This window comes from Candidatus Accumulibacter meliphilus, assembly GCF_036625345.1.
In the GTDB taxonomy this organism is placed as follows: domain Bacteria; phylum Pseudomonadota; class Gammaproteobacteria; order Burkholderiales; family Rhodocyclaceae; genus Accumulibacter; species Accumulibacter meliphilus.
Window position 1 is genome coordinate 288,259 of record NZ_JAZKTZ010000001.1, and the last position, 21,612, is coordinate 309,870.

Sequence of the window (21,612 nt, forward strand, 5' to 3'; positions counted from 1 at the left end):
ATGGAACTGCAAACAACGATTTACCTGGTGGTCGGTGCGACTTTCGCCCTATACATTGCGATTGCACTATGGGCGCGTGCCGGGACCACCAGCGATTTCTACGCCGCCGGCGGCCAAGTCGGGCCGGTGATGAACGGCATGGCGATCGGCGCGGACTGGATGTCGGCCGCCTCGTTCATTTCGATGGCCGGCCTGATCTCCAACATGGGTTACGGCGGCGGTCTGTTCCTGATGGGCTGGACCGGTGGTTACGTGTTGCTGGCCATGCTGCTGGCGCCTTACCTGCGCAAGTTCGGCAAATTCACCGTGCCGCAGTTCATCGGCGATCGCTTCTACTCGAAGTCCGCCAGCACGGTCGCCGTTCTCTGCCTGCTGGTCGCTTCGCTGACCTACATCATTGGTCAGATGACCGGCGTCGGCGTTGCTTTCTCGCGCTTCCTGGGAGTGACGAGCGAAACCGGGATCTACGTCGGGATGGGCATCGTTTTCGTGTATGCGGTGTTTGGTGGCATGAAGGGGATCACCTACACGCAGGTCGCGCAGTACTGCGTGCTGATCTCGGCCTACATCATTCCGGCGATCTTCATCTCGATCCAGCTGACCGGCAACCCCATCCCGCAACTGGGTCTAGGTTCGAACATAGTGGGCCAGGATGTTTCGCTGCTGCACAAGCTGGACCTGGTCGTGAGCGATCTGGGATTCGCCAACTACACCACGTCGGACGCTGGCGGCATGTTGAACATGTTCGTGTATACGATGTCGCTGATGATCGGTACCGCCGGTCTGCCGCACGTGATCATGCGCTTCTTCACGGTGCCGACGGTTGCTGCTGCACGTAGTTCAGCCGGCTGGGCGCTGATCTTCATCGGCCTGCTTTACACCACGGCGCCTGCCGTGGCGGCGATGGCCAAGACCAACCTGCTGCGCACGATCACCCCGGGTGTCGTAATGGGCAACGCCGATCCGTACGCCGCCGATTCGCAACTGGTGTACGCGGAGCGTCCGGACTGGATGAAGCGCTGGGAGAAGACCGGCCTGCTGAAGTGGGAAGACAAGAATGGCGACGGTCGCATTCAGTATTACAACGACAAGTCCAAGAACGACGCGTTCAAGGCCAAGGCCGAAGGTGCCGGCTGGAAGGGCAACGAGCTGACGGTCAACGCCGACATCATCGTTCTCGCCAATCCGGAAATCGCCTTGCTGCCGGACTGGGTCATCGCGCTGGTTGCTGCCGGTGGCCTGGCTGCCGCTCTGTCGACTGCCGCTGGCTTGTTGATGGCCATCTCGGCCGCTATCTCGCACGACCTGATCAAGAACGTTTTCGTTCCTGAGATCAGCGAGAAAAACGAGCTGCTGGCGGGCAAGATCTCGATGGCCGTGGCGATTGTCATCGCTGGTTATCTGGGCCTCAATCCGCCGGGTTTCGCAGCTGGTACCGTGGCGCTGGCCTTCGGGATCGCGGCGAGCTCGCTGTTCCCGGCCATCATGATGGGTATCTTCTCGAAGAAGATGAACAAGGAAGGCGCAATCAGCGGCATGCTGGCCGGCCTCTTCGTCACCCTGTTCTACGTCTTCGCAGCCAAGGGTATCTTCTTCATCAAGGGTACCGAATACGTCGACCTGATCGGCGGGCCGAACAGCTTCTTCGGCATCACGCCGGAAGCCTTCGGTGCCATCGGAGCCTGTGTCAACTTCGCCGTTGCCTTCATTGTCGACAAGATGACTCCGGAACCCCCGGAGCACATCCAGGCAATGGTCGAGTCGGTGCGCATCCCGCGCGGCTCCGGGGCTGTTTCGGGTGCTCACTAAGCCGTGTTAGCTTTATGATCATGCTGCCGTCCGGCCCTCGCGCCGGCGGTAGCGGGCAAGAAGAACCCCGCCGGCAGCTGTGGCGGGGTTTTTCTTTGCTCGCTTGCCGACGTGCTTGGTTTCTTTTCGTGGGCACCCGTGCACGGAACAAGAGGAGTACTGGATGACTATCAGCGTTGCGATTACATGGATATTGTTTCTCGGCCTCTTCCCGATCGCTTTTTTCTGGCTGCGGCGGGCGTGGCAAATTCTCTTCAAACAGGACTTTTCCCAGGTGGCGCTGAAGCGCGGCGAGCCGCCCGCGGATCCGGCGAAGTATGCGCCCTACGTGGCCGCCATCAACCTGGTTGCCGGAGCCATCGCTGTGGCGGTGATCCTGATGGTGGTGATCGGCGGCGTCGCCTACGACACCTGGACGGCGATTGCCGGGTCGACCATCTGGATGAAGTTCTTTGCCGACTATATTGTCAGCCGGAACGCCCACGCCAACTGGGGCAAGAAAAAGCCGGCAGATCCTGGTGGTCGACGCTGACTACGCTGACTGCGCGGACAAGGAGGGTGCGGCCGGAAACGGCAGCCGCCGCTGGCCGGACGGACTAGCGGTTCACTATCCGCCGCTCGTGACGCTATCTGACTTCGCCGGCTGGGGCTCCAGCTTGGCGTCCAGCTCTTTGGCCCGGGCATCGGTGATGATTTCCAGCAGGGTGACGACTTTCTTGACGTCGCTCGTGGTGCGCGCGAGCTGGATTGCCGCGTCGGCCTCCTGTTGCGTGACCAGGCCGAGCAGGTAGACGACACCGTTTTCGGTCACCACTTTGACATAGACGGGGTTGAACTTGCCGGCCTCGACAAAGCGTGACTTGACCTTGGCGGTGAGGTAGGAATCGTTGCTGCGCGTCCCGAACGAAGAGATTGGCGCGACCACGAGTTCATTGTAAACGCCGCGCACTTCCGGTAGCGCGGCAACCAGCCGTTCCACTTCTGCCTTGATCTGCTCGGACGGAACTTCGCCGGTAACGAGCACCTTGCCGTTGTAGCTGGTGAAGTTGATATGCGACTCGCGGCCCCCTAGCGGGCCGATCTGCAGCGCGGCCTTCCATTCGATGCTTTCGTCTTCGCTTTGGACGCCCAGCGCCCGGCGGTCGACGGCGGCCAGCGTGGCTTGCGTGGCGCCGACGGCAAGCACCGAAATGCACCCCTGCAAGGCCGGTACAAGGACCGCGCCACAAACCAGGCTGGTGGCCAGGGCTCTCTTCATTCTTCAACTCCCATGAGCAGGCAATCGATGCCATCACAAAGGCAGTGGATGGTGAGCAGGTGCGTTTCCTGAATGCGTGCGGTGCGTTCGGCCGGCACCAGGATATGGACGTCGCCTTCGCGCAACATTTCACCGATTGCGCCGCCGCCCTTGCCAGTGAGAGCCACCACTCGCAGTTCGTTCTCGTGCGCGGCACTGATCGCTTCGACGACGCTGGGCGAGTTTCCTGACGTCGAGATGGCCACCAGCACATCGCCGGGCTGGCCGAGGGCACGGACCTGCTTGGCGAATACCATCCGGAAGCCATAGTCGTTGGCGATCGCCGACATGATCGACGAGTCGGTGGTCAGGGCAATCGCTGCCAGTTCGTGCCTTTCAGCCTCGAAACGGCCAACCAGTTCGGCGGCCAGGTGCTGCGCGTCGGCAGCCGAGCCGCCGTTGCCGCAGGCGAGGATCTTGCCGTTGTTGAGCAGGCAGGCGACCATTGACTCGATCGCCTGGGCAATCGGTCCGGCGAGCAGTTCGATGGCGTCGAGCTTGGTCTGCGCGCTGTCCTTGAAGTGCTGGCTGATGCGAGTGATCAAATCCATGAGCTTTGACTCGGCTGAAAGGAGAGTCCGAGATCTTAACACCAGGGCGTCGACAAGATCGTGCAGTGCAGTCCACGGTGCACGGCCCGACGAGCTGACGATGGGGGCCCGGGTGCGCCGGCAGTGGCGGGCGGCGGCATGCCTCACGCCGCGGCAAAGGCGTCGCGCAACCATTCGATCGCCGCTTCGGAAAGAGCGTCCAGGAGCAGGCAGTCGAAGCGGCATTCGGGCTCCCGCCTGGCTCTGTGCGAGGCCAGATAGTGGCGTGCAGCGAGGATGATGCGGCCCTGCTTGGCGCGGGTGATGCTGGCTGCTGCACCGCCGTAGGCGGTGTTGCGGCGCAGGCGCACTTCGACGAAGACGAGCACCTGTCGGTCCTCGCAGATCAGGTCCACCTCGCCGCCGCGGCAACGGTAATTGCGTGCCAGGATGCTCAGGCCGTTCCGTTCGAGGAAGGCCGCCGCCAGGCGTTCGGCGAGCAAACCCGGTGTTGCCGGGCGTTCGTCTGCCCCGGCCGTGCTATCTTTGTCGTTCACCTGTCGATGGATCGTCATGAGCGAAGAACTCCCTGCACTGTATGTGGTACCGACGCCGCTCGGCCATCTTGGCGACATGAGTCAGCGTGCCATCGATGTTCTGCGGCAGGTGGCGTGGGTGGCGGCGGAGGACACGCGTCATAGCGGGCTGCTACTCAGACATTATGGCTGTACTGCACGTCTGCTGGCGGCGCATCAGCATAATGAGCAGTCTGCCGCGCAACAGGTCATCGCGCGCCTGGCAAACGGGGAGTCGGTGGCGGTGGTGGTCGATGCCGGCACCCCGGCGGTGTCCGATCCGGGGGCGCGGCTGGTGGCCAGGGTGCGCGCTGCCGGTTATCGCGTCGTCCCCTTGCCCGGTCCCTGCGCGGCGATCGTGGCGCTCTCCGCCAGCGGACTCGAGGACCCGCATTTCCTGTTCTATGGTTTTCTGCCGAACAAGGCGGGGCAGCGTGCAGAGGCTTTGCGCGGGCTGGTCCAGTTGCCCTACGCCCTGGTTTTCTACGAGGCGCCGCACCGCATTCTCGACACCGTGCTCGCCCTGGCTGATGCCTTCGGGCCGGCACGGACCGTGGTCCTGGCCCGGGAACTGACCAAGCTGTTCGAATCCATCCATGTCTGTCCGCTTGCTGAAGCGCATGACTGGCTGCTGGCCGACGGCAACCGGCAGCGTGGCGAGTTTGTGCTGGTGGTTTCCGGGGCCGCATCGCTCGACGACGGCGTTGAAGGGGAAAGAGTCCTCAAGCTGTTGCTGGACGATGGCCTGGCAGTTAGCCAGGCGAGCCGCCTGGCGCACGCGATTACCGGTGTCGGCAAGAAAACCTTGTACGAATTGGCCTTGCGACTGAGGGCTTGAGAGCTGCGCGGGCGGAAGTGCGACGCCCATCATGCCGCTGGCCGTTGCGTCGTCGGCTCGACCAGGTTCGGCCGAAGCAAGAAAATCATCTAGAATTCAGGCTTTTCCTCGTCGCGGCTCAAGAATGCAGATCACTCTTACTCGTCCTGACGATTGGCACCTTCATCTGCGTGACGGTGAAGCGCTGCGCACGGTTTTGCCGCATAGCGCGCGTCAGTTTGCCCGCGCCATTGTGATGCCCAATCTGCGCCCGCCGGTGACCACCGTTGCTGCGGCGGGTGACTATCGCGCGCGGATCCTGGCGGCATTACCGCCGGCTTTGTCGTTCGAGCCCCTGATGACTCTCTACCTGACCGACCGTACCTCGGCCGATGAAGTGCGGCTGGCCGTCGCTAGCCAGTTCGTACATGCGGTGAAGCTGTATCCGGCAGGAGCGACGACCAATTCGGACGCCGGCGTCAGCGATCTCGACAAATGCGCGCCGGCCCTTGCCGAGTTGGAGCGCTCGGGGATGCCCTTGCTGGTGCACGGCGAGGTGACCGATCCGGAGGTCGACGTTTTCGATCGCGAAAAACGTTTCATCGAACGCATCTTGGAGCCTCTGCTGGCGCGTTACCCGGGTCTCAAGCTCGTTTTTGAGCACATCACTACCCGCGATGCTGCTGAATTCGTGGGCAGTGCAGGGCCGAACCTGGCGGCGACGATTACCGCGCATCACCTGCTCTACAACCGCAACGCCATTTTTGCCGGCGGCATTCGCCCTCACCATTACTGTCTGCCGGTTCTCAAGCGTGAGACGCATCGGCTGGCACTGATACGCGCAGCGACTTCCGGCAGCAAGCGATTCTTCCTGGGGACCGATTCCGCGCCGCATGCACGGACCAGCAAGGAAACCAGTTGTGGTTGTGCCGGTTGCTACACGGCGCACGCGGCTCTGGAACTCTATGCGGAAGCCTTTGCTTCGGTCGGCGCCCTGGATCGGCTGGAGGCTTTTGCCAGCTTCAATGGCGCCGATTTCTATGGTCTGCCGCGCAATTCCGGGACCGTGACGCTGGTGCAGGAGGAGTGGCGCGTTGCCGAGGCTTTCTCCTATCTCGGCGACGATGCGCTGGTTCCGCTACGTGCCGGTGAGCGGCTACGCTGGCGGATGCTCGATTAATGTCGGGGAATCACCCCGCGTCGGCCCGCTCCGGGATTCGCTTGAGGAGATTTCCTGTGCTGCGAAAGACCTTATTGTCCCTGTTCTTGCTGCCCCTGCTGGTGGCCTGCTCCGATCAGCGTGCGTCCTTCGAGATCGACGGCTCCAGCCAGCACGCGCTGACGCTAATTCGCATCCAGAATTTCTTCTGGGAGAAGTCGGCTTCCTATTCCATTGTCGCCGCACGGATGCCCGAGTGCATGCGCCGCCATGACATGGGCAAGGGCGGTGCCACAACCCCGGTCGAGGTGTACGCGCCCGGGAACGGTGCCTGGATTCTCAAGCAGGGGCGCCGCATGCTGGTCGTCGAGACGCGGACCTGTGAGGGCTTTGCCCGGCTTGAAGAGGCGCCGGCGGAGGGTATGGGTCCCCTACAGGGCAGCTTCGAGATGCGCAATGGCAGCTTGAGCTTCGTTGCCGCTGCGCAGAGCGATACGCCGACGGACGCTGGCGCGCCGGCGCAGCAGTGAGCAGGTGAGGAAGTGACCCTGGCAGCCTGGCCGTCGCCGGGTGGCTTGTTCGCGCCATTGTCACCGCTCATCGAAGGCCTTCCCTTTGCCCCGGAGCCAGCGTCGCTCGAGCTGCTCAGCGCGCGCTGCGATCTACGCAGAGCTGGCGGTCGACGGCTGTCTTTCGTTGTGCCGCAAGGCGATGGTGTCGATTACGAAACTCGCATCTGGGCGCGCGGCGAGGTCGAGACGCGTCCCGGCAACTGGCACGATTTCTTCAATGCCCTGGTCTGGCTCAGTTTTCCGTTGAGTAAATTCGCGCTGAATGCCTGCCACGTCGAGGCGATGGCGGAACCCGGCGCGCGCTGCGGTCGCGGTCGCCATCGCGATGCGCTGACTCATTTCGATGAATGCGGGGTTGTCGTGGTCTCCTCCGATCGCTCGCTGCTGGCCTTGCTGCGCGGCTTTCAATGGAAAACCCTGTTCTGGGAGCGGCGCCTTGATCTCGATCGCGCACTGCGCTGCTTTGTCTTTGGTCACGCCACCTACGAGCAACTGCTGCAACCGTTTCGCGGGCTGACAGCCAAGGCCGTGCTGCATGAGGTCAGTGAGGATTGGCTGCGCGCGCCGCTGTGCGCACAGTTGGCTGACGTCGACCGGCGTCTGGCGAGCGAAGTGGCGGCCGGACGACACCGCGACCCACGCGCTTTTCACCCTTTGCCATTGCTGGGTCTGCCCGGGGTGACGGAGGCCAACGAAAGCCCATCGTACTACGATGATGCCTGGCAATTCCGCGCGGGCCGAACGCGGCGGCGGGTATAATCAGCGCGGGAAGTCGGTCAGACAGCCGCTGGGCAAAAGGTTAAGCCCTCGCGCCGAGAGGAAAGTCCGGGCTCCGTAGAGCAGGATGCCGGTTAACGACCGGGCACCGTGAGGTGACGGAAAGTGCAACAGAAAACAGACCGCCGATGTCCGCGCTCAGAGAACCGAGGGCGTGCAGGTAAGGGTGAAACGGCGAGGTAAGAGCTCACCGCGGCCGTGGTAACACGGCTGGCACGGCAAACCCCATCTGGAGCAAGGCCAAATAGGGAAGCACGGGCGTGGCTCGCGCTGCTTCCGGGTAGGCTGCTTGAGCGTGCTGGTAACAGTACGTCTAGAGGAATGGCTGTCCACGACAGAACCCGGCTTATCGATCGGCTTCCCACCTTCGCTCGGCTGCCCACTTTTTTCCCGTCTGACAGGCTGTTTTCGCGGCCGCCATTTCCAGCTTCCCCCCTCCATTGCCTCCCCTTGGCCGCCAGTCGGCCGCGTCTAGCGCGCTTCAGTCGTGTGCAGGGGCGGTTTAGCTGCGTTCCTTGAGAAATCACTTTAACTACAGGGATGGCGCCATTGTTTTATAAAAAAAATGCGTCTCTTAGTGTGCTTCAAAAGTCGTCTATAAGTCCTTGTAGCTATTGAGAAAAGCGCTGAAAGAGACCTTGCGTTCGTGCAAGCTTTGTCTTAAAGTGGGGGCAAGTAGTAGAAAGTGGGAAATATTGCGGTGTTCTCGGAAGGATTGCAGGGGAAGATTTGGGGTGATGTTTCAGGGTGCGGCGGCGTTGAGTCTCGATGTGAAGGGCAGGCTGGCTATTCCGGTACGTCATCGGGAAGCTTTGGCCGCGGTCGCTGACGGCCGCCTGGTGCTAACGGCGCACCCGCATCGTTGCTTGCTCCTCTATCCCGAGCCGGCCTGGGAACCGATTCGCGACAAGGTTCTGGCTGCGTCGAGCATGAATCCGCAATCGGCCGCAATCAAACGCCTGTTGGTCGGTAATGCGCGCGAAGAAACGATGGACGCGGCAGGTCGCCTGCTGGTCGCTCCCGAGTTGCGTCAGTTCGCGGAACTCGAAAAGCAGGTCTGGCTGGTCGGGCAGGGGAGTCATTTCGAAATCTGGTCCGACCTCGGCTGGCAGAAACAGCAGGAAGCGGTCTTTGCCCTCAGCGATCAGTGTCTGCCGCCGGGGCTTGAGGACCTGGCGCTGTGAGCTTGTCGGCACAGCATCAGACGGTCTTGCTGCGGGAGGCGGTTGACGCCCTGGAGATAAAACCCGCCGGAACCTATGTCGATGGCACTTTTGGTCGTGGCGGACACAGCCGGGCGATTCTCGAAAGGCTCGGGCCGGACGGTCGCCTGCTGGCTCTCGATCGCGACCTGGAGGCGGTGCTGCCGGCGCGCGAGATTCAGGATCGCAGGCTGCTGGTCATGCACCAGCGTTTCGGCGAGTTGAGTGCGGCCTTGCGCCGGGCGGGAATCGACGTCGCGGAAGGTGTCGATGGCGTGCTTCTCGATATTGGCGTCTCGTCGCCACAGCTCGATCAAGGGGAGCGGGGTTTCAGCTTCCGTTACGACGCACCGCTGGACATGCGGATGGACACGACGCAAGGGGAGACCGCAGCGCAATGGTTGCAGCGGGCCAGCGTGCAGGAAATTACGGAGGTTATCAGGAATTATGGGGAAGAACGGTTTGCTGTCCAGATTGCAAAGAAGGTTGTGGCTGTTCGGGGAGAGCGGCCGCTTGCAACCACGGGCGAGCTCGCAGCCCTTGTACGCGAAGCCGTGCGGACCCGCGAGCCTGGCAAGGACGCGGCGACGCGTACCTTTCAAGCTCTACGGATTCATATCAATCAAGAACTCGAACAGCTCACGCTAGTGCTGCCGCAGGCAATGACAGTCCTCAAACCGGGAGGGCGGCTGGTGGTGATCAGCTTCCACTCGCTCGAAGACCGGATCGTCAAACGCTTCATGCGCGACGGCGCCGCTCCCGATCAGCTGCTGTCCACGAAGCTGCCCTTGCGCGCGGCCGATCTGCCGCAGCCGCAGCTGCGCCTCGTCGGCAAGCCGCTCAAGGCCAACGAAGAAGAGGTCGCCGCCAACCCCAGGGCGCGCAGCGCCGTCATGCGCGTCGCCGAAAAACTCGTCCGGAAGGCGGCCTGAAATGGTGCGCCTGAATCTGCTTCTCCTCCTGGTGGTGATGCTCTGCAGCCTGGGCGTGGTGACCGCGCAACACAAGGCGCGGCAGCTCTTTCAGGAGCTTGACGTACAGCACGAGCGTACGCGCCAGCTCGAGGTCGAGTTCGGGCAGCTGCAACTTGAGCTGTCGACCTGGGGAACGGCGCCACGAATCGAGAAAATCGCCGTCGAGAAGCTCGGTATGCGCACTCCTGATGCCGAGACGCTGCTCCCCACGGCGCCGACTGGAGGCGCGTCGCGATGATGCGCTTCAAGGCAAAAGTGGCCCACAAATTCGCCGAGAGCCCTTTACTGGAGCTGCGCCTGCCCGCCTGGCGGTCGCGGCTGATGGCTTTGCTGATTCTCTTTTCCTTTGTGGTTCTGATTGGCCGTGCGTTTTACCTGCAAATACTCGACACTGACTTCTTGCAGGAAAAGGGCGAGTCACGCTACCGGCGTGACATCGAAATCACCGCCTCACGCGGACGCATTGCCGACCGCTATGGCGACGTGTTGGCCATTTCGACGCCGATGCGGTCGATCTGGGCAGTCCCGCCGGCGGTACAGCTGAGCGCCGAGCAGACACGGCAACTGGCCGCGCTACTTGAGACCGACGCGCAGGCGCTGACCCGCAAGCTGACGACCGATAAGCCTTTCGTCTTCCTGCGCCGCCAGATTCCACCGCCGGTGGCCGCGCAGGTGGCTGCGCTCAAGCTGCCTGGCATCGGTCAGGACCAGGAATATCGCCGCTTCTACCCGACTGGGGAGATGACCGCGCACATGGTCGGTTTCACCGGGGTCGACGACAAGGGCCTCGAAGGCGCTGAGCTGGCCTTCCATGGAAAATTGTTGGGCACGCCGGGCAGCCGTAGCGTGATCAAGGACCGGCGCGGCCAGATCGTTGAAGAAGATGTCGGCGCTATCAAGCCGCCTCAGGACGGCGAAGATATCAACCTGGCGCTGGATTCGAAAGTCCAGTACCTGGTTTATAGTCAGCTCAAGCAGGCCATCGCCGACAGCAAGGCAAAGGCCGGCGGCGCCGTTGTCCTCGACGCCAGGACCGGTGAAATCCTGGCCCTGGCGAACTGGCCCACCTATAACCCGAACAATCGCACGAATCTTTCCGGCGCGCAGCTGCGCAACCGTGCCTTTACCGACACTTTCGAGCCCGGTTCGACCCTGAAGCCATTCACCATTGCCCTGGCAATGGAGACTGGCAAAGTTCGTTTCGACACGCCGATCAACTGTGCGCCCGGTTTCTTGCGAATTGGCCCTGCGACGATTTCCGATACCCATCGCTACGGAGTGCTGAGCGTTGCCGAGGTCATCCAGAAGTCATCCAACGTCGGCGCCTCAAAGATCGCTGCCATGCTGCCGGCGCAAGCGATGTGGGAGATGTTCGAAGGCGTCGGTTTTGGGCAGGTGCCGGGTCTCGGATTTCCGGGCGCGGTCAGCGGCCGCCTGCGTCCCTGGAAGACCTGGCGGCCCATCGAGCAGGCAACGATGTCCTTCGGCCATGGGATTTCGGTATCCCTGATTCAGTTGGCGCGCGCCTATACGGTTTTTGCGCGTGATGGCGATCTGGTGCCGCTCTCGCTCACCCGCGTTGCTTCCGCGCGGTCGCGTGGCGAGCAAGTATTCAGCCCGCAGACGGCGCGGGAGGTGCGCGCCATGCTCGAAATGGCTGTGCGGCCCGGTGGTACGGCTCCCAGGGCGCAGATCCCGGGTTATCGTGTGGCCGGCAAAACCGGTACCGCGCGCAAGCTTGAAGGCGGCCGCTACTCCACCAAGAAATACGTCGCCTCCTTCGTCGGCTTTGCGCCGGCCTCGGATCCGCGGCTGGTCGTTGCCGTGATGATCGACGAGCCGCGCGGCAAATACTATGGTGGCGAAGTGGCGGCACCGGTTTTTGCGGCGGTGATGGCCGGCACCTTGCGGACCCTCGGCATCGCGCCGGATGCGCCGCTGGAGGTTGCACAGAGCGGCAAGCCAGCGACGAAGGACAGGTTGTGAGCCGGATGGACGCCGTTTTGAAGGCCGACACGACCGCCCGCGCTATGCTGGCGCAGTTGGCGGCGCTTGGCGTGCTGCCCAGCGGCGCCAGCGACGACAGCCGCCAGATCAGCGCCGGCGATCTCTTTCTCGCCTATCCTGGCGACCTGGCCGATGGCCGCAAACATATTGCCGCGGCTATCGCGGCGGGCGCTTGTGCTGTCCTTTGGGAGGCGGGTGCTGCCGCTACGGCCGATTTCGCCTGGAACGCCGACTGGCGAATCGCCAATTTGCCGGTGCAGGGTTTGCGCTCACTGTGTGGGCCGCTGGCAGAGGCCGTTTACGGGCGGCCAAGTGAGCGGCTGTCGCTAATCGCGGTTACCGGCACCAATGGCAAGACCACCGTGACGCAATGGCTTGCCGCCTGCCATCCGCGCCGCTGCGCAATCATCGGCACCTTGGGCGCCGGCTTCCCCGGCCATTTGCTCGATACCGGCTTCACGACACCCGAAGCGACAACTCTGATGCGCTCCCTGGCACACTTTGCCGACGACCAGGCTCAGGCCTGCGCGCTGGAAGCCAGTTCGATCGGCATTGCCGAAGGTCGCCTCGACGGCGCCCGCGTCGATGTCGCCGTATTCACCAATCTGACGCGCGATCATCTCGACTATCACGGCAGTTTCGAGGCTTACGCACAGGCCAAGGCTGAGCTGTTTACCTGGCCCAGGCTGCGCCTCGCAGTGTGCAATCTCGACGACCCTTTCGGGCGCCAGCTGGCGGCTCTCAGTTCGGCCACCAAAGTGGTCGCTTACACCCAGCAGGACAGCCCCGACGACCGGCAGGGGACGATTCGTGCCGAAGAGGTCGAGGAAAGCGTCGACGGCTTGCGCTTCCGGCTTTGTGCTCCGAACGGGCGCGCGCTGGTCGAAACCGGCCTGCTCGGTCGTTACAACGTCTCCAATCTCCTCGCTGTTGCCGCCGTCCTGATCGACGCCGGCTTGACGCCGAAAGCCGTCGCCGAACGCTTCGCGCAGTTGCCCTCGCCAGCCGGTCGTTTGGAGAAGATCGGCGGCCGCAACGAACCGCTGGTGGTCGTCGATTACGCCCACACCCCCGATGCCCTGGACAGCGCACTGGGCGCCTTGCGGGCGGTGGCGACCGCTCGTGGTGCCCGCCTGCTCGTCATTTTCGGCTGTGGTGGCGATCGCGACCGCGGCAAGCGACCGCTGATGGGAGCGATCGCCACAGCGCGCGCCGATCATGTCGTGTTGACCAGTGACAACCCGCGTGGCGAAGATGCGCAGGCGATTATCGACGAGATTCGCGTCGCGGCACCGGCTGCCGAAGTCTTTGTCGATCGCGGCGAGGCGATCGAGCGCACCCTCCTTGCCGCACACCCCGCGGATGTGGTGTTGATTGCCGGCAAGGGGCACGAGTCGTATCAGGAGATCCGCGGCGTGCGGCGGCCGTTTTCCGACGTCCTGCAAGCGCGTGCCGCACTCACTGCTCGTCAGGAGATGGCCGAATGACCGTGATGATGGATCTCCTGGCCGTTGCGCGCGCAACCGACGGCCAACTGCTTGGCGAGAATGTCCAGTTCTGCGGCCTGTCGACCGATAGCCGAAGCAGCGCAGCCGGCGAGCTCTTTCTTGCCCTGCGCGGCAACAATTTCGACGGTCACCACTACCTGGCCGCCGCCAAGGCCCGCGGCGCGGTCGCCGCAGTGGTCGCCGCCGATGCCGTCGATGGGCTGCAGGAGCTCTCTCTGCCCTTGGTTCAGGTGGCTGAAACACGCTTGTCACTCGGTGCCCTGGCCGCCGATTGGCGCGGCCGTTTCACGCTGCCCTTGATTGCCGTCACCGGCAGCAATGGCAAGACGACGACCAAGGAAATGATCGCCAGCATCCTGAAAGTCGTCTACGGCGATGCGCTGCTGGTCACCAGGGGCAACTACAACAACGACATCGGCCTGCCGCTGACGCTGCTGCGGCTGCAGGCCAGTGATCGTGCGGCGATCATCGAGATGGGCATGAATCATCCCGGTGAGATTGCCTATCTGGCGGGAATTGCGCGCCCCAGCGTCGCCGTGGTGACCAACGCGCAGCGTGCGCATCTCGAGGGAATGGGCTCGCTCGAAGCGATCGCCGCCGAAAAAGGCAGTATCTATTCGGGACTCGACGAGAGTGGCATCGCCGTGTTCTGCGCCGACGACCAATGGGCGGAACTCTGGCGCAGTCAGAGTCGCGCCCTGCGGATGATGACTTTCGGCTTCGAAAAAGCCGCAGACGTCCGCGGTCGCTTCTATCTGCACGGTCTCGAAAGCCGCCTCAGCGTCGCCGCTGCCGGCGACGAGGTCGAGATTGTGCTCGCCCTGCCCGGGCAGCACAACGCCCGCAACGCGCTGGCCGCCGCCGCCGCCTGTCTCGCCGCCGGAGTCTCGCTGGCTGCTGTGCAGGCCGGTCTGAGCGCTTTTCAGGGTCTCAAGGGGCGACTGCAACGGCGTGCCGCCTTGCACGGTGCGCTCGTTCTCGATGATACCTACAACGCCAATCCCGACTCGGTCCGCGCTGCTATCGACGTGCTCGCGGCAACCATCGGGCACAGCGTGCTGGTCCTCGGCGACATGGGCGAGATCGGCGCGATGAGCGGCCAGTTTCACGACGAAATCGGCGGTTACGCCAAAAGCCAGGGGATCGATCGCCTGTTCACCCTCGGTGAGGCGAGCGCTCTCGCGGCGCACAATTTCGGCAGCGGTGGCGAGCACTACCAGAACCTCGACAAACTGATTGCCGCCCTGATCGCCGAGCTGAACCCGGAAACCACCGTCCTGGTCAAGGGCTCGCGCTTCATGCGCATGGAGCGGGTGGCCGACGCCATTGCCTTGCCAGCGATCGAGGAGGGCGACTGATGCTGCTCCTACTCGCCCAATGGCTGGCGCAGGATGTGCGCGCTTTCAACGTCTTCGGTTACATCACGCTGCGCGCAGTCCTCGCGGCGATGACGGCCTTGATCATTTCCTTCCTGGCCGGGCCGTCATTGATCCGCTGGCTGGCAGCCAAGAAAATTGGTCAGGCGGTGCGCCAGGACGGCCCCCAGACGCACCTCGTGAAGTCGGGAACACCGACCATGGGGGGGGCGCTGATCGTGGTTGCGGTCTGTTTTACGACGCTGCTTTGGAGTGACCTCAGCAATCGTTACGTGTGGGTGGTGCTGATCATCACCGTCGGCTTCGCCGGCATCGGCTGGTACGACGACTGGCAAAAAGTGGTCAACCGCGATCCGCGCGGGCTGGCTTCACGCTGGAAGTACTTCTGGCAATCGGCGCTTGGCTTGCTGGTAGCGCTTTACCTAGGCCTCAGCGCCAGCGGTCCGGAACAGCTGCAGCTGATCGTGCCATTCTTCAAGACGGTGGCCTATCCGCTGGGAATCATCGGCTTCATCGTCCTCAGCTACCTGGTCGTCGTCGGCACCAGCAATGCCGTGAACCTCACCGATGGCCTCGACGGCCTGGCGATCATGCCGGCGGTAATGATTGCAGCGGCCCTCGCCATCTTCGCCTACGTGGCCGGAAACTCGGTCTATGCGCGCTATCTTCTACTGCCCTACGTTCCGGGCGCTGGTGAACTGGCCATCTTTCTCGGCGCCATGGTCGGTGCCGGGCTTGGTTTTCTGTGGTTCAACGCCTACCCGGCTGAAGTGTTCATGGGCGACGTCGGCGCCCTGGCGCTTGGCGCAGCCCTGGGCACCGTGGCGATCGTCGTCCGCCAGGAAATCGTGCTGGCGATCATGGGCGGCGTCTTCGTCGCCGAAACCCTGTCGGTGGCCGCACAGGTCATCTACTACAAGCTAAGCGGTGGCCGACGGATCTTCCGCATGGCACCACTGCATCACCATTTCGAGCTCGGCGGCTGGAAAGAGACTCAGGTCGTCGTGCGTTTCTGGATCATCACCATCATGCTGGTGTTGATCGGCTTGTCCAGCCTGAAGCTGCGCTGAGATGGAACTTCAGGGGAAATTGGTGCTCGTCGTCGGCCTCGGCGAAAGCGGCTTGGCGATGGCCCGCTGGCTGGACCGGCAGGGCGCACGCGTGCGTGTCGCCGACAGCCGTAGCGCACCGCCGCAGGCCGAAGCGCTACGCGCCGCCGTGCCCGCAGCGGTCCTCGTCGCCGGACCGTTCTCGGCTGCGGCCTTCGCGGGTGTCGAACTGATCGCCATTTCCCCTGGCGTCCCGGTACAGGAGCCGCTGCTTCAGGACGCCGTTGCGCACGCCATTCCGCTGGTCTCGGAAATCGAGCTCTTTGCCTGGGCGGTGCGCCGCCTGACTCCGCAAGCTGCGCTGATCGCCATCACCGGTAGCAATGGCAAGACGACAACCACCGCCCTGGTCGGCGCCCTGTGCCGGGCCGCAGGCCGGCGTACCGGCGTCGCCGGCAATATCGGCCCGGCGGCTCTCCATGCCTTGATGACCGCCATCGATGGCGACGACTTGCCGGCGGTCTGGGTCCTTGAACTGTCGAGCTTTCAGCTCGAAACGACGCACACTCTGGCCGCCGATGCGGCGACCGTGCTCAATATCAGCGAAGACCACCTCGACCGCTACACGGGCCTTGATGACTATAGCGCGGCCAAGGCGCGTGTCTTTCAGGGGTGCGGCGTGATGGTCGTCAATCGCGATGATCCGCGCAGTCTGGCGGCCGCACGCAGCGACCGTCGCTGCGTCAGCTTTGGCCTCGGTGCCCCGGCGCAGGCCAGCGATTACGGACTCGTCGACGACTGGCTGGTGCGTGGTGAGGAAAAACTGATCGCGCTCAAGGCGCTGCAGCTCGTGGGCCGTCATAACGCGGCCAACGCGTTGGCCGCACTGGCCTTGTGCGCGGCGATTGGCATCGATCCGCAGGCCGTAATGCCGGCCCTGGCGGCCTTTACGGGTCTGCCGCACCGCGTCGAGCGGATTGCGGAGATCAAGGGAGTCCGTTATTTCGATGACTCCAAGGGAACCAACGTCGGGGCCACGCTCGCCGCGATCGAGGGACTGGGCTGCAAGCTGGCCATCATTCTCGGCGGCGATGGCAAAGGGCAGGACTTTTCGCCGCTCCGTCCAGCGCTTGACCGGCATGCCCGTGCGATTGCCCTGATCGGGCGCGATGCGCCGCTCATCGCTGCGCTGCTGGCCGGCTCCCAGGTGCCGCTGCGGCGCTGCCTGGACATGCCCGAAGCCGTTCACTGGTGTGCCGCGCAGGCGCAACGCGGCGACGCCGTTCTGCTCTCGCCGGCCTGTGCCAGCATGGACATGTACCGCAACTACGCGCATCGCGCGGCAGCTTTTGCCGACGCCGTTCGTGGCCTCGAAAGCGAGGCTGCCTGATGTTGAGCACTTTCGATATGCCGCGCCGTCTGCCTTCCGAGATCGACCTGGCGCTCCTGTGGAGCACCTTGATTCTGCTGCTGATCGGCATGGTGATGGTTTACTCGGCGTCGATGGCGACCGCCGAAGCGGCGCGCGGGACAGGCCACCAGCCGGCCTACTATCTGGTTCGCCATGCTATTTTTCTGATCATCGGATTACTCGCCGCCGCTATCGCTTTTCAAGTCCCGATGACCAGTTGGCAGAAGTGGTCCCCGTGGCTCTTCGTCGGCGGCTGCCTGCTCCTGGCCCTGGTCCTGATTCCCGGGGTGGGCCGCGAGGTGAACGGCGCGCAGCGTTGGCTTCCTCTTGGCATCGTCAACCTGCAGCCTTCCGAGTTGATGAAACTCTGCGCCGTCCTTTACGCGGCCGACTACACGGTGCGCAAGATGGCGCACATGCACGATCTGAAGAAAGCTTTCCTGCCGATGGCCTGCGCCATGGTTGCCGTTGGCGTGCTGCTGCTCAAGGAACCCGACTTCGGCGCCTTCGTGGTGATCATCTCGGTTGCTTTCAGCATTCTCTTTCTCGGCGGCATGCGGGCGCGCCTGTTCGTCGTTCTGATCATCGTCCTGGCAGCGGCTTTTGCGGCGCTGATTATCTTCTCGCCTTACCGGCGTGACCGCATTTTCGGATTCATGGACCCCTGGGCAGACGCCTTCGGCCGTGGCTATCAACTGTCGCACTCGCTGATCGCCTTCGGCCGTGGCGAGCTGTTCGGCGTCGGCCTCGGGGCCAGCGTCGAAAAGTTGTTCTACCTGCCCGAAGCGCATACCGACTTCCTGCTCGCGGTGATCGCCGAAGAGCTCGGATTCGTCGGCGTACTGGTGATCATCGTTCTCTTCGGGCTAATCGTTCAACGCGCTTTCGCCATCGGTCGCCAGTCGGTCGCACTCGAGCGTCTGTATTCGGCGCTGGTCGCACAGGGAATCGGCGTCTGGATCGGTGTTCAAGCTTTCATCAACATGGGGGTCAACTGCGGCCTGCTGCCGACCAAAGGACTGACCTTGCCTTTGATGAGCTTTGGTGGCTCGGGGATCCTGGCCAATTGCCTGGCGGTGGCGGTCCTCCTCAGGATCGACTGGGAGAATCGTCAGTTGATGCGCGGAGCCGAGGTATGAGCGCGCCGGCAGTGAATGCTGCGGCAACCAACAAAACCCTGCTGGTCATGGCCGGAGGTACGGGTGGGCACGTCTTCCCGGGCCTGGCCGTGGCCGACCTGCTCAGCAGCCGCCACTGGAAAGTGGTCTGGATGGGCGCACCGGGGAGCATGGAAGCCAAGCTGGTGCCCGCGCGTGGTTACGAAATGGCCTGGGTCCGTTTTGCCGCTCTGCGTGGCAAGGGCCTGTTGCGCAAGCTACTGCTTCCCTTTCATCTATTCTCCGCGTGCTGGCAGGCGCAGCGCGAACTTCGCCGCGTGCAGCCCGACGTCGTCCTCGGGATGGGCGGTTACATCAGCTTCCCCGGCGGCCTGATGGCGGCCCTGTTGCGCTATCCGCTGGTGATTCACGAGCAGAACTCCGTCGCTGGCCTGGCCAACAGGGTGCTCGCCAGGTTCGCCGACCGGGTGGCCTGCGGCTTTCCGGATGTCTTGCCGAAGGGAGTCTGGGTCGGCAACCCCTTGCGTGCGGAAATGAGCGCTGGGCCAGCGCCGGCAGTGCGCCTCGCCGGCCGCCAGTCGCCTTTGCATCTGTTGGTCCTCGGTGGCAGTCTGGGGGCTGCCGCGCTTAACGAAATCGTTCCCAAGGGCCTGGCCCTGATCGACGCTGCGGTGCGGCCCGAAGTGCTTCATCAGGCCGGCGAGAAACATCTCGCGCAACTGCAGGAGAATTACCGCGTCGCCGGAGTGCAGGCCACCTGTGCGGCTTTCATCGAAGACATGGCCGCTGCCTACCAATGGGCTGACCTGGTGCTTTGTCGGGCCGGCGCAATAACCGTTGCCGAGCTGGCAGCAAGCGGCGTGGCGAGCGTTCTGGTGCCGTTTCCGCATGCGGTCGACGACCACCAGACTGCCAACGCCCGCTTTCTGTCGCTGGCTGGCGCCGCCATGCTGCTACCGCAGAGCGAATTGACCCCGGAAGCCATCAGCCTGCTACGCAAATACGCCCCTGCTCAGCTCGAGCAAATGGCCGCGAAGGCGCGTCAACTGGCCAAGCCAGAGGCAACCGCAGACGTTGCACGCATGTGCGAGGAACTGGTTCAGTGAAGCATAAAGTCAAGAGTATTCATTTTGTCGGCATCGGCGGCGCCGGTATGAGCGGCATTGCCGAAGTGCTGGCCAATCTCGGCTTTGCGATCAGCGGCTCCGATCTGGCCGAAAACTCGGTCACCCGGCGGCTGTCCGGACTCGGCGTGCGTACCGTGCTTGGCCACGCTGCCGAGAACGTCAATGGCGCCGACGCGGTGGTCGTGTCGTCGGCAGTGAAGGAGGACAATCCGGAGGTCATCGCCGCACGGCAACGCAAGGTGCCCGTCGTACCGCGGGCGCAGATGCTCGCCGAGTTGATGCGCCTGAAGCAGGGAATCGCCGTTGCCGGGACACACGGCAAGACAACCACCACCAGCCTGACGGCGTCGATCCTGGCCGAAGGCGGTATGGACCCCACTTTCGTCATTGGTGGCCGCCTCAACGCCGCCGGCGCCAACGCCCGCCTCGGCTCCGGCGAGTTCCTGGTGGCCGAAGCCGACGAGTCCGACGCCTCATTCCTGTTTCTTTCGCCGGTGATTTCGATCGTCACCAATATCGACGCCGATCACATGGAAACCTATGGCCACGACTTCAATCGCCTGAAGCAGGCCTTCGTCGATTTCCTGCAACGCTTGCCGTTCTACGGCGTTGCCGTGCTCTGCGCCGATGACGCCAATGTCCGCGAAATCATGCCCCTGGTGAGCAAGCAGATCGTCACCTACGGTTTCGAGTCGTCAGCCAACGTGTACGCCGAGAATGTCGTCGCCGATAACGGCCAGATGCACTTCGATTGCGTTCGCGTCAATGGCAACATCAGCCGTTTTCCAGTGACCGTCAACTTACCGGGCCGGCATAACGTCCTCAATGCACTGGCGGCGATTGCGGTGGCCAGCGAGCTGGGCATTGCCGACCAGGCGATCGTCAAGGCGCTGACGGACTTTACCGGCGTTGATCGCCGCTTCCAGCGTTACGGCGAGGTCGGCTTGCCTGGTGGCGGCTCCTTCAGCCTGGTCGATGACTACGGTCATCACCCGGTCGAGATGCGGGCAACGATCGCCGCCGCTCGCGGCGCCTTCCCGGGTCGTCGACTGCTGCTGGCTTTTCAACCGCATCGCTACACCCGCACGCGCGACTGTTTCGAGGATTTTGTGAGCGTACTGAGCAGCGTCGACGCGCTGCTGTTGAGCGAGGTCTATGCCGCCGGCGAACAGGCGATTGTCGCTGCCGACGGTCGTGCGCTGGCGCGCGCCTTGCGTGTCGCGGGTAAGCTCGAACCGGTCTTCGTAGACCAGGTCGGCGAGCTGCCGCAGGCGATTCTCGACGCCGCTCGCGATGGCGACGTGGTGATGACCATGGGCGCTGGTTCGATCGGCGGCGTCGCCGGCAAGCTGGTGGGTGGCTAGGATGACGACTCTGGACGCGCAAAATTTCGGTAAAGTGGCCGTTCTCTTCGGCGGCCGCTCGGCCGAGCGCGAAGTCTCCTTGAACAGCGGTTCGCGCGTGCTCGCAGCCTTGTGCCGGCAGGGGGTCGATGCGCAGGCTTTCGATCCGGCCACGCGCCCACTCGACGATCTGGCCGCCTTCGACCGCGCTTTCATTGCCCTGCATGGACGCTATGGTGAAGACGGGACGATCCAGGGGGTTCTCGAATTGATGGGAATTCCCTACACCGGCAGCGGCGTGATGGCGTCGGCGATCGGTATGGACAAGTGGCGCAGCAAAATGCTTTGGCAAGCTGCTGGCGTGCCGATTCCCGACTACGTGATGTTGGCAGCGGATAGCGATTACGCCGCCGTCGAAGTCTCGCTGGGTTTGCCGCTGTTCGTCAAGCCGGCCTGCGAGGGTTCGTCGATCGGTATCAGCAAGGTCAGGCAAGCGGGCGAGCTGGCCGCGGCCCATGCCGAAGCGGCGCGGCACGATTCGCTGGTGATCGCCGAACGTGCCATTCTTGGCGGCGAGTACACCGTCGCCATTCTTGGCGAGCAGGCGCTGCCGATCATCAAGATCGAGCCGAGTACCGAGTTCTACGACTACGAGGCCAAGTATCTGCGCGACGACACCGCTTACCGCTGTCCTTGCGATCTGCCGGAAAGTCTGCAGCGAGCGCTTGGCGCCCAGGCCTTGCATGCCTTCCGCATTCTTGGTGGCCGCGGCTGGGGACGGGTCGACTTCCTGATGGATGCGGCGACCGCAGACGGGACGCGCAAGGCCTACTTTCTCGAAGTTAACACCTCGCCCGGAATGACCGATCACTCGCTGGTGCCGATGGCAGCGCGCGCGGCCGGGATTTCTTACGACGAACTGGTGCTTCGCGTTCTTGCACTAGCCGCCCTGGGATGAGCG

21 protein-coding genes and 1 other RNA gene are annotated in these 21,612 nt (G+C 63.4%); 19 read left to right on the plus strand and 3 right to left on the minus strand.

Going from position 1 to position 21,612, the window contains the following annotated elements:
- The gene (locus V5B40_RS01355; protein WP_332352771.1) at positions 1 to 1,809 is read left to right on the plus strand and encodes a sodium:solute symporter family protein; all 1,809 of its coding nucleotides are present in this window, start codon (positions 1 to 3) and stop codon (positions 1,807 to 1,809) included.
- A gap of 163 nt (positions 1,810 to 1,972) precedes the next feature.
- Positions 1,973 to 2,341, plus strand: a complete 369-nt coding sequence (locus tag V5B40_RS01360; RefSeq protein ID WP_332352772.1) for a hypothetical protein — start codon at positions 1,973 to 1,975, stop codon at positions 2,339 to 2,341.
- A 75-nt stretch (positions 2,342 to 2,416) separates the two neighbouring features.
- Here the strand turns inward: V5B40_RS01360 and V5B40_RS01365 are convergent, their stop codons facing one another.
- The 3 genes from V5B40_RS01365 to V5B40_RS01375 all read right to left on the minus strand — a co-directional run bounded on the left by V5B40_RS01365 (position 2,417) and on the right by V5B40_RS01375 (position 4,211).
- Positions 2,417 to 2,995, minus strand: coding sequence for a BON domain-containing protein (locus V5B40_RS01365; RefSeq protein WP_332352773.1), 579 nt, complete (start codon positions 2,993 to 2,995; stop codon positions 2,417 to 2,419).
- Positions 2,996 to 3,063: 68 nt separating this feature from the next.
- Complete coding sequence (locus V5B40_RS01370) at positions 3,064 to 3,657, minus strand: phosphoheptose isomerase (protein ID WP_332352774.1); 594 nt, start codon at positions 3,655 to 3,657, stop codon at positions 3,064 to 3,066.
- A gap of 143 nt (positions 3,658 to 3,800) precedes the next feature.
- Positions 3,801 to 4,211: a YraN family protein gene (locus V5B40_RS01375; RefSeq protein ID WP_332352775.1), complete on the minus strand. Its 411-nt coding sequence runs from the start codon at positions 4,209 to 4,211 to the stop codon at positions 3,801 to 3,803.
- Here V5B40_RS01375 and rsmI point away from each other — a divergent pair.
- From rsmI to V5B40_RS01460, 17 genes are all read left to right on the plus strand, one after another.
- A complete protein-coding gene (gene rsmI / locus V5B40_RS01380) occupies positions 4,210 to 5,049 on the plus strand; it encodes a 16S rRNA (cytidine(1402)-2'-O)-methyltransferase (RefSeq protein WP_332352776.1) in 840 nt (279 codons plus the stop codon). The two genes, V5B40_RS01375 and rsmI, sit on opposite strands and share 2 nt — an antisense overlap.
- A 124-nt stretch (positions 5,050 to 5,173) precedes the next feature.
- Positions 5,174 to 6,208: a dihydroorotase gene (pyrC, locus tag V5B40_RS01385; protein ID WP_332352777.1), complete on the plus strand. Its 1,035-nt coding sequence runs from the start codon at positions 5,174 to 5,176 to the stop codon at positions 6,206 to 6,208.
- 56 nt (positions 6,209 to 6,264) lie between these two features.
- Positions 6,265 to 6,717, plus strand: coding sequence for a hypothetical protein (locus V5B40_RS01390; protein ID WP_332352778.1), 453 nt, complete (start codon positions 6,265 to 6,267; stop codon positions 6,715 to 6,717).
- Positions 6,718 to 6,729: 12 nt separating this feature from the next.
- Complete coding sequence (locus V5B40_RS01395; protein ID WP_332352779.1) at positions 6,730 to 7,518, plus strand: DUF3025 domain-containing protein; 789 nt, start codon at positions 6,730 to 6,732, stop codon at positions 7,516 to 7,518.
- Between the two features lie 9 nt (positions 7,519 to 7,527).
- An RNA gene (gene rnpB, locus V5B40_RS01400) (RNase P RNA component class A) lies at positions 7,528 to 7,901 on the plus strand.
- 372 nt (positions 7,902 to 8,273) lie between these two features.
- Entirely contained in the window at positions 8,274 to 8,720 is a 447-nt protein-coding gene (gene mraZ, locus V5B40_RS01405; RefSeq protein WP_332352780.1) for a division/cell wall cluster transcriptional repressor MraZ, read from the plus strand.
- The gene (gene rsmH / locus V5B40_RS01410; protein WP_332352781.1) at positions 8,717 to 9,670 is read left to right on the plus strand and encodes a 16S rRNA (cytosine(1402)-N(4))-methyltransferase RsmH; all 954 of its coding nucleotides are present in this window, start codon (positions 8,717 to 8,719) and stop codon (positions 9,668 to 9,670) included. Before mraZ ends, rsmH begins: the two co-directional genes overlap by 4 nt.
- 1 nt (position 9,671) lies before the next feature.
- Positions 9,672 to 9,950 carry a cell division protein FtsL gene (gene ftsL / locus V5B40_RS01415; protein WP_332352782.1) on the plus strand — a complete coding sequence of 93 codons (279 nt, stop codon included), beginning with the start codon at positions 9,672 to 9,674 and terminating at the stop codon, positions 9,948 to 9,950.
- A complete protein-coding gene (locus tag V5B40_RS01420; protein WP_332352783.1) occupies positions 9,947 to 11,698 on the plus strand; it encodes a peptidoglycan D,D-transpeptidase FtsI family protein in 1,752 nt (583 codons plus the stop codon). Before ftsL ends, V5B40_RS01420 begins: the two co-directional genes overlap by 4 nt.
- A 5-nt stretch (positions 11,699 to 11,703) precedes the next feature.
- Positions 11,704 to 13,206: a UDP-N-acetylmuramoyl-L-alanyl-D-glutamate--2,6-diaminopimelate ligase gene (locus V5B40_RS01425; RefSeq protein WP_332352784.1), complete on the plus strand. Its 1,503-nt coding sequence runs from the start codon at positions 11,704 to 11,706 to the stop codon at positions 13,204 to 13,206.
- 5 nt (positions 13,207 to 13,211) lie between these two features.
- A complete protein-coding gene (locus V5B40_RS01430; RefSeq protein ID WP_332353232.1) occupies positions 13,212 to 14,585 on the plus strand; it encodes a UDP-N-acetylmuramoyl-tripeptide--D-alanyl-D-alanine ligase in 1,374 nt (457 codons plus the stop codon).
- Positions 14,585 to 15,673: a phospho-N-acetylmuramoyl-pentapeptide-transferase gene (gene mraY, locus V5B40_RS01435; protein WP_332352785.1), complete on the plus strand. Its 1,089-nt coding sequence runs from the start codon at positions 14,585 to 14,587 to the stop codon at positions 15,671 to 15,673. Before V5B40_RS01430 ends, mraY begins: the two co-directional genes overlap by 1 nt.
- 1 nt (position 15,674) lies before the next feature.
- Positions 15,675 to 17,042, plus strand: coding sequence for a UDP-N-acetylmuramoyl-L-alanine--D-glutamate ligase (gene murD, locus V5B40_RS01440; protein ID WP_332352786.1), 1,368 nt, complete (start codon positions 15,675 to 15,677; stop codon positions 17,040 to 17,042).
- Positions 17,042 to 18,202 (plus strand): putative lipid II flippase FtsW, encoded by a 1,161-nt coding sequence (gene ftsW, locus V5B40_RS01445; protein ID WP_332352787.1) that lies wholly within the window; start codon positions 17,042 to 17,044, stop codon positions 18,200 to 18,202. Before murD ends, ftsW begins: the two co-directional genes overlap by 1 nt.
- Positions 18,199 to 19,287 carry an undecaprenyldiphospho-muramoylpentapeptide beta-N-acetylglucosaminyltransferase gene (gene murG, locus V5B40_RS01450; RefSeq protein WP_332352788.1) on the plus strand — a complete coding sequence of 363 codons (1,089 nt, stop codon included), beginning with the start codon at positions 18,199 to 18,201 and terminating at the stop codon, positions 19,285 to 19,287. Before ftsW ends, murG begins: the two co-directional genes overlap by 4 nt.
- Entirely contained in the window at positions 19,284 to 20,672 is a 1,389-nt protein-coding gene (gene murC / locus V5B40_RS01455) for a UDP-N-acetylmuramate--L-alanine ligase (RefSeq protein WP_332352789.1), read from the plus strand. The genes murG and murC overlap by 4 nt, the downstream gene beginning before the upstream one ends.
- A gap of 1 nt (position 20,673) precedes the next feature.
- Positions 20,674 to 21,609, plus strand: coding sequence for a D-alanine--D-alanine ligase (locus V5B40_RS01460; protein ID WP_332352790.1), 936 nt, complete (start codon positions 20,674 to 20,676; stop codon positions 21,607 to 21,609).
- The last annotated feature ends 3 nt before the right edge of the window (positions 21,610 to 21,612 follow it).

Excerpts from the sequence above, each read along its gene's own strand:
- V5B40_RS01460 (WP_332352790.1), top strand. The coding sequence starts at position 20,674 with ATGACGACTCTGGACGCGCAAAATTTCGGTAAAGTGGCCGTTCTCTTC.
- murG (WP_332352788.1), top strand. The coding sequence starts at position 18,199 with ATGAGCGCGCCGGCAGTGAATGCTGCGGCAACCAACAAAACCCTGCTG.
- V5B40_RS01425 (WP_332352784.1), top strand. The coding sequence starts at position 11,704 with ATGGACGCCGTTTTGAAGGCCGACACGACCGCCCGCGCTATGCTGGCG.
- V5B40_RS01420 (WP_332352783.1), top strand. The coding sequence starts at position 9,947 with ATGATGCGCTTCAAGGCAAAAGTGGCCCACAAATTCGCCGAGAGCCCT.
- rsmI (WP_332352776.1), top strand. The coding sequence starts at position 4,210 with ATGAGCGAAGAACTCCCTGCACTGTATGTGGTACCGACGCCGCTCGGC.
- mraZ (WP_332352780.1), top strand. The coding sequence starts at position 8,274 with ATGTTTCAGGGTGCGGCGGCGTTGAGTCTCGATGTGAAGGGCAGGCTG.
- ftsL (WP_332352782.1), top strand. The coding sequence starts at position 9,672 with ATGGTGCGCCTGAATCTGCTTCTCCTCCTGGTGGTGATGCTCTGCAGC.
- pyrC (WP_332352777.1), top strand. The coding sequence starts at position 5,174 with ATGCAGATCACTCTTACTCGTCCTGACGATTGGCACCTTCATCTGCGT.
- V5B40_RS01355 (WP_332352771.1), top strand. The coding sequence starts at position 1 with ATGGAACTGCAAACAACGATTTACCTGGTGGTCGGTGCGACTTTCGCC.
- V5B40_RS01360 (WP_332352772.1), top strand. The coding sequence starts at position 1,973 with ATGACTATCAGCGTTGCGATTACATGGATATTGTTTCTCGGCCTCTTC.
- V5B40_RS01370 (WP_332352774.1), bottom strand. The coding sequence starts at position 3,657 with ATGGATTTGATCACTCGCATCAGCCAGCACTTCAAGGACAGCGCGCAG.
- murD (WP_332352786.1), top strand. The coding sequence starts at position 15,675 with ATGGAACTTCAGGGGAAATTGGTGCTCGTCGTCGGCCTCGGCGAAAGC.
- mraY (WP_332352785.1), top strand. The coding sequence starts at position 14,585 with ATGCTGCTCCTACTCGCCCAATGGCTGGCGCAGGATGTGCGCGCTTTC.
- ftsW (WP_332352787.1), top strand. The coding sequence starts at position 17,042 with ATGTTGAGCACTTTCGATATGCCGCGCCGTCTGCCTTCCGAGATCGAC.
- V5B40_RS01375 (WP_332352775.1), bottom strand. The coding sequence starts at position 4,211 with ATGACGATCCATCGACAGGTGAACGACAAAGATAGCACGGCCGGGGCA.
- V5B40_RS01430 (WP_332353232.1), top strand. The coding sequence starts at position 13,212 with ATGATGGATCTCCTGGCCGTTGCGCGCGCAACCGACGGCCAACTGCTT.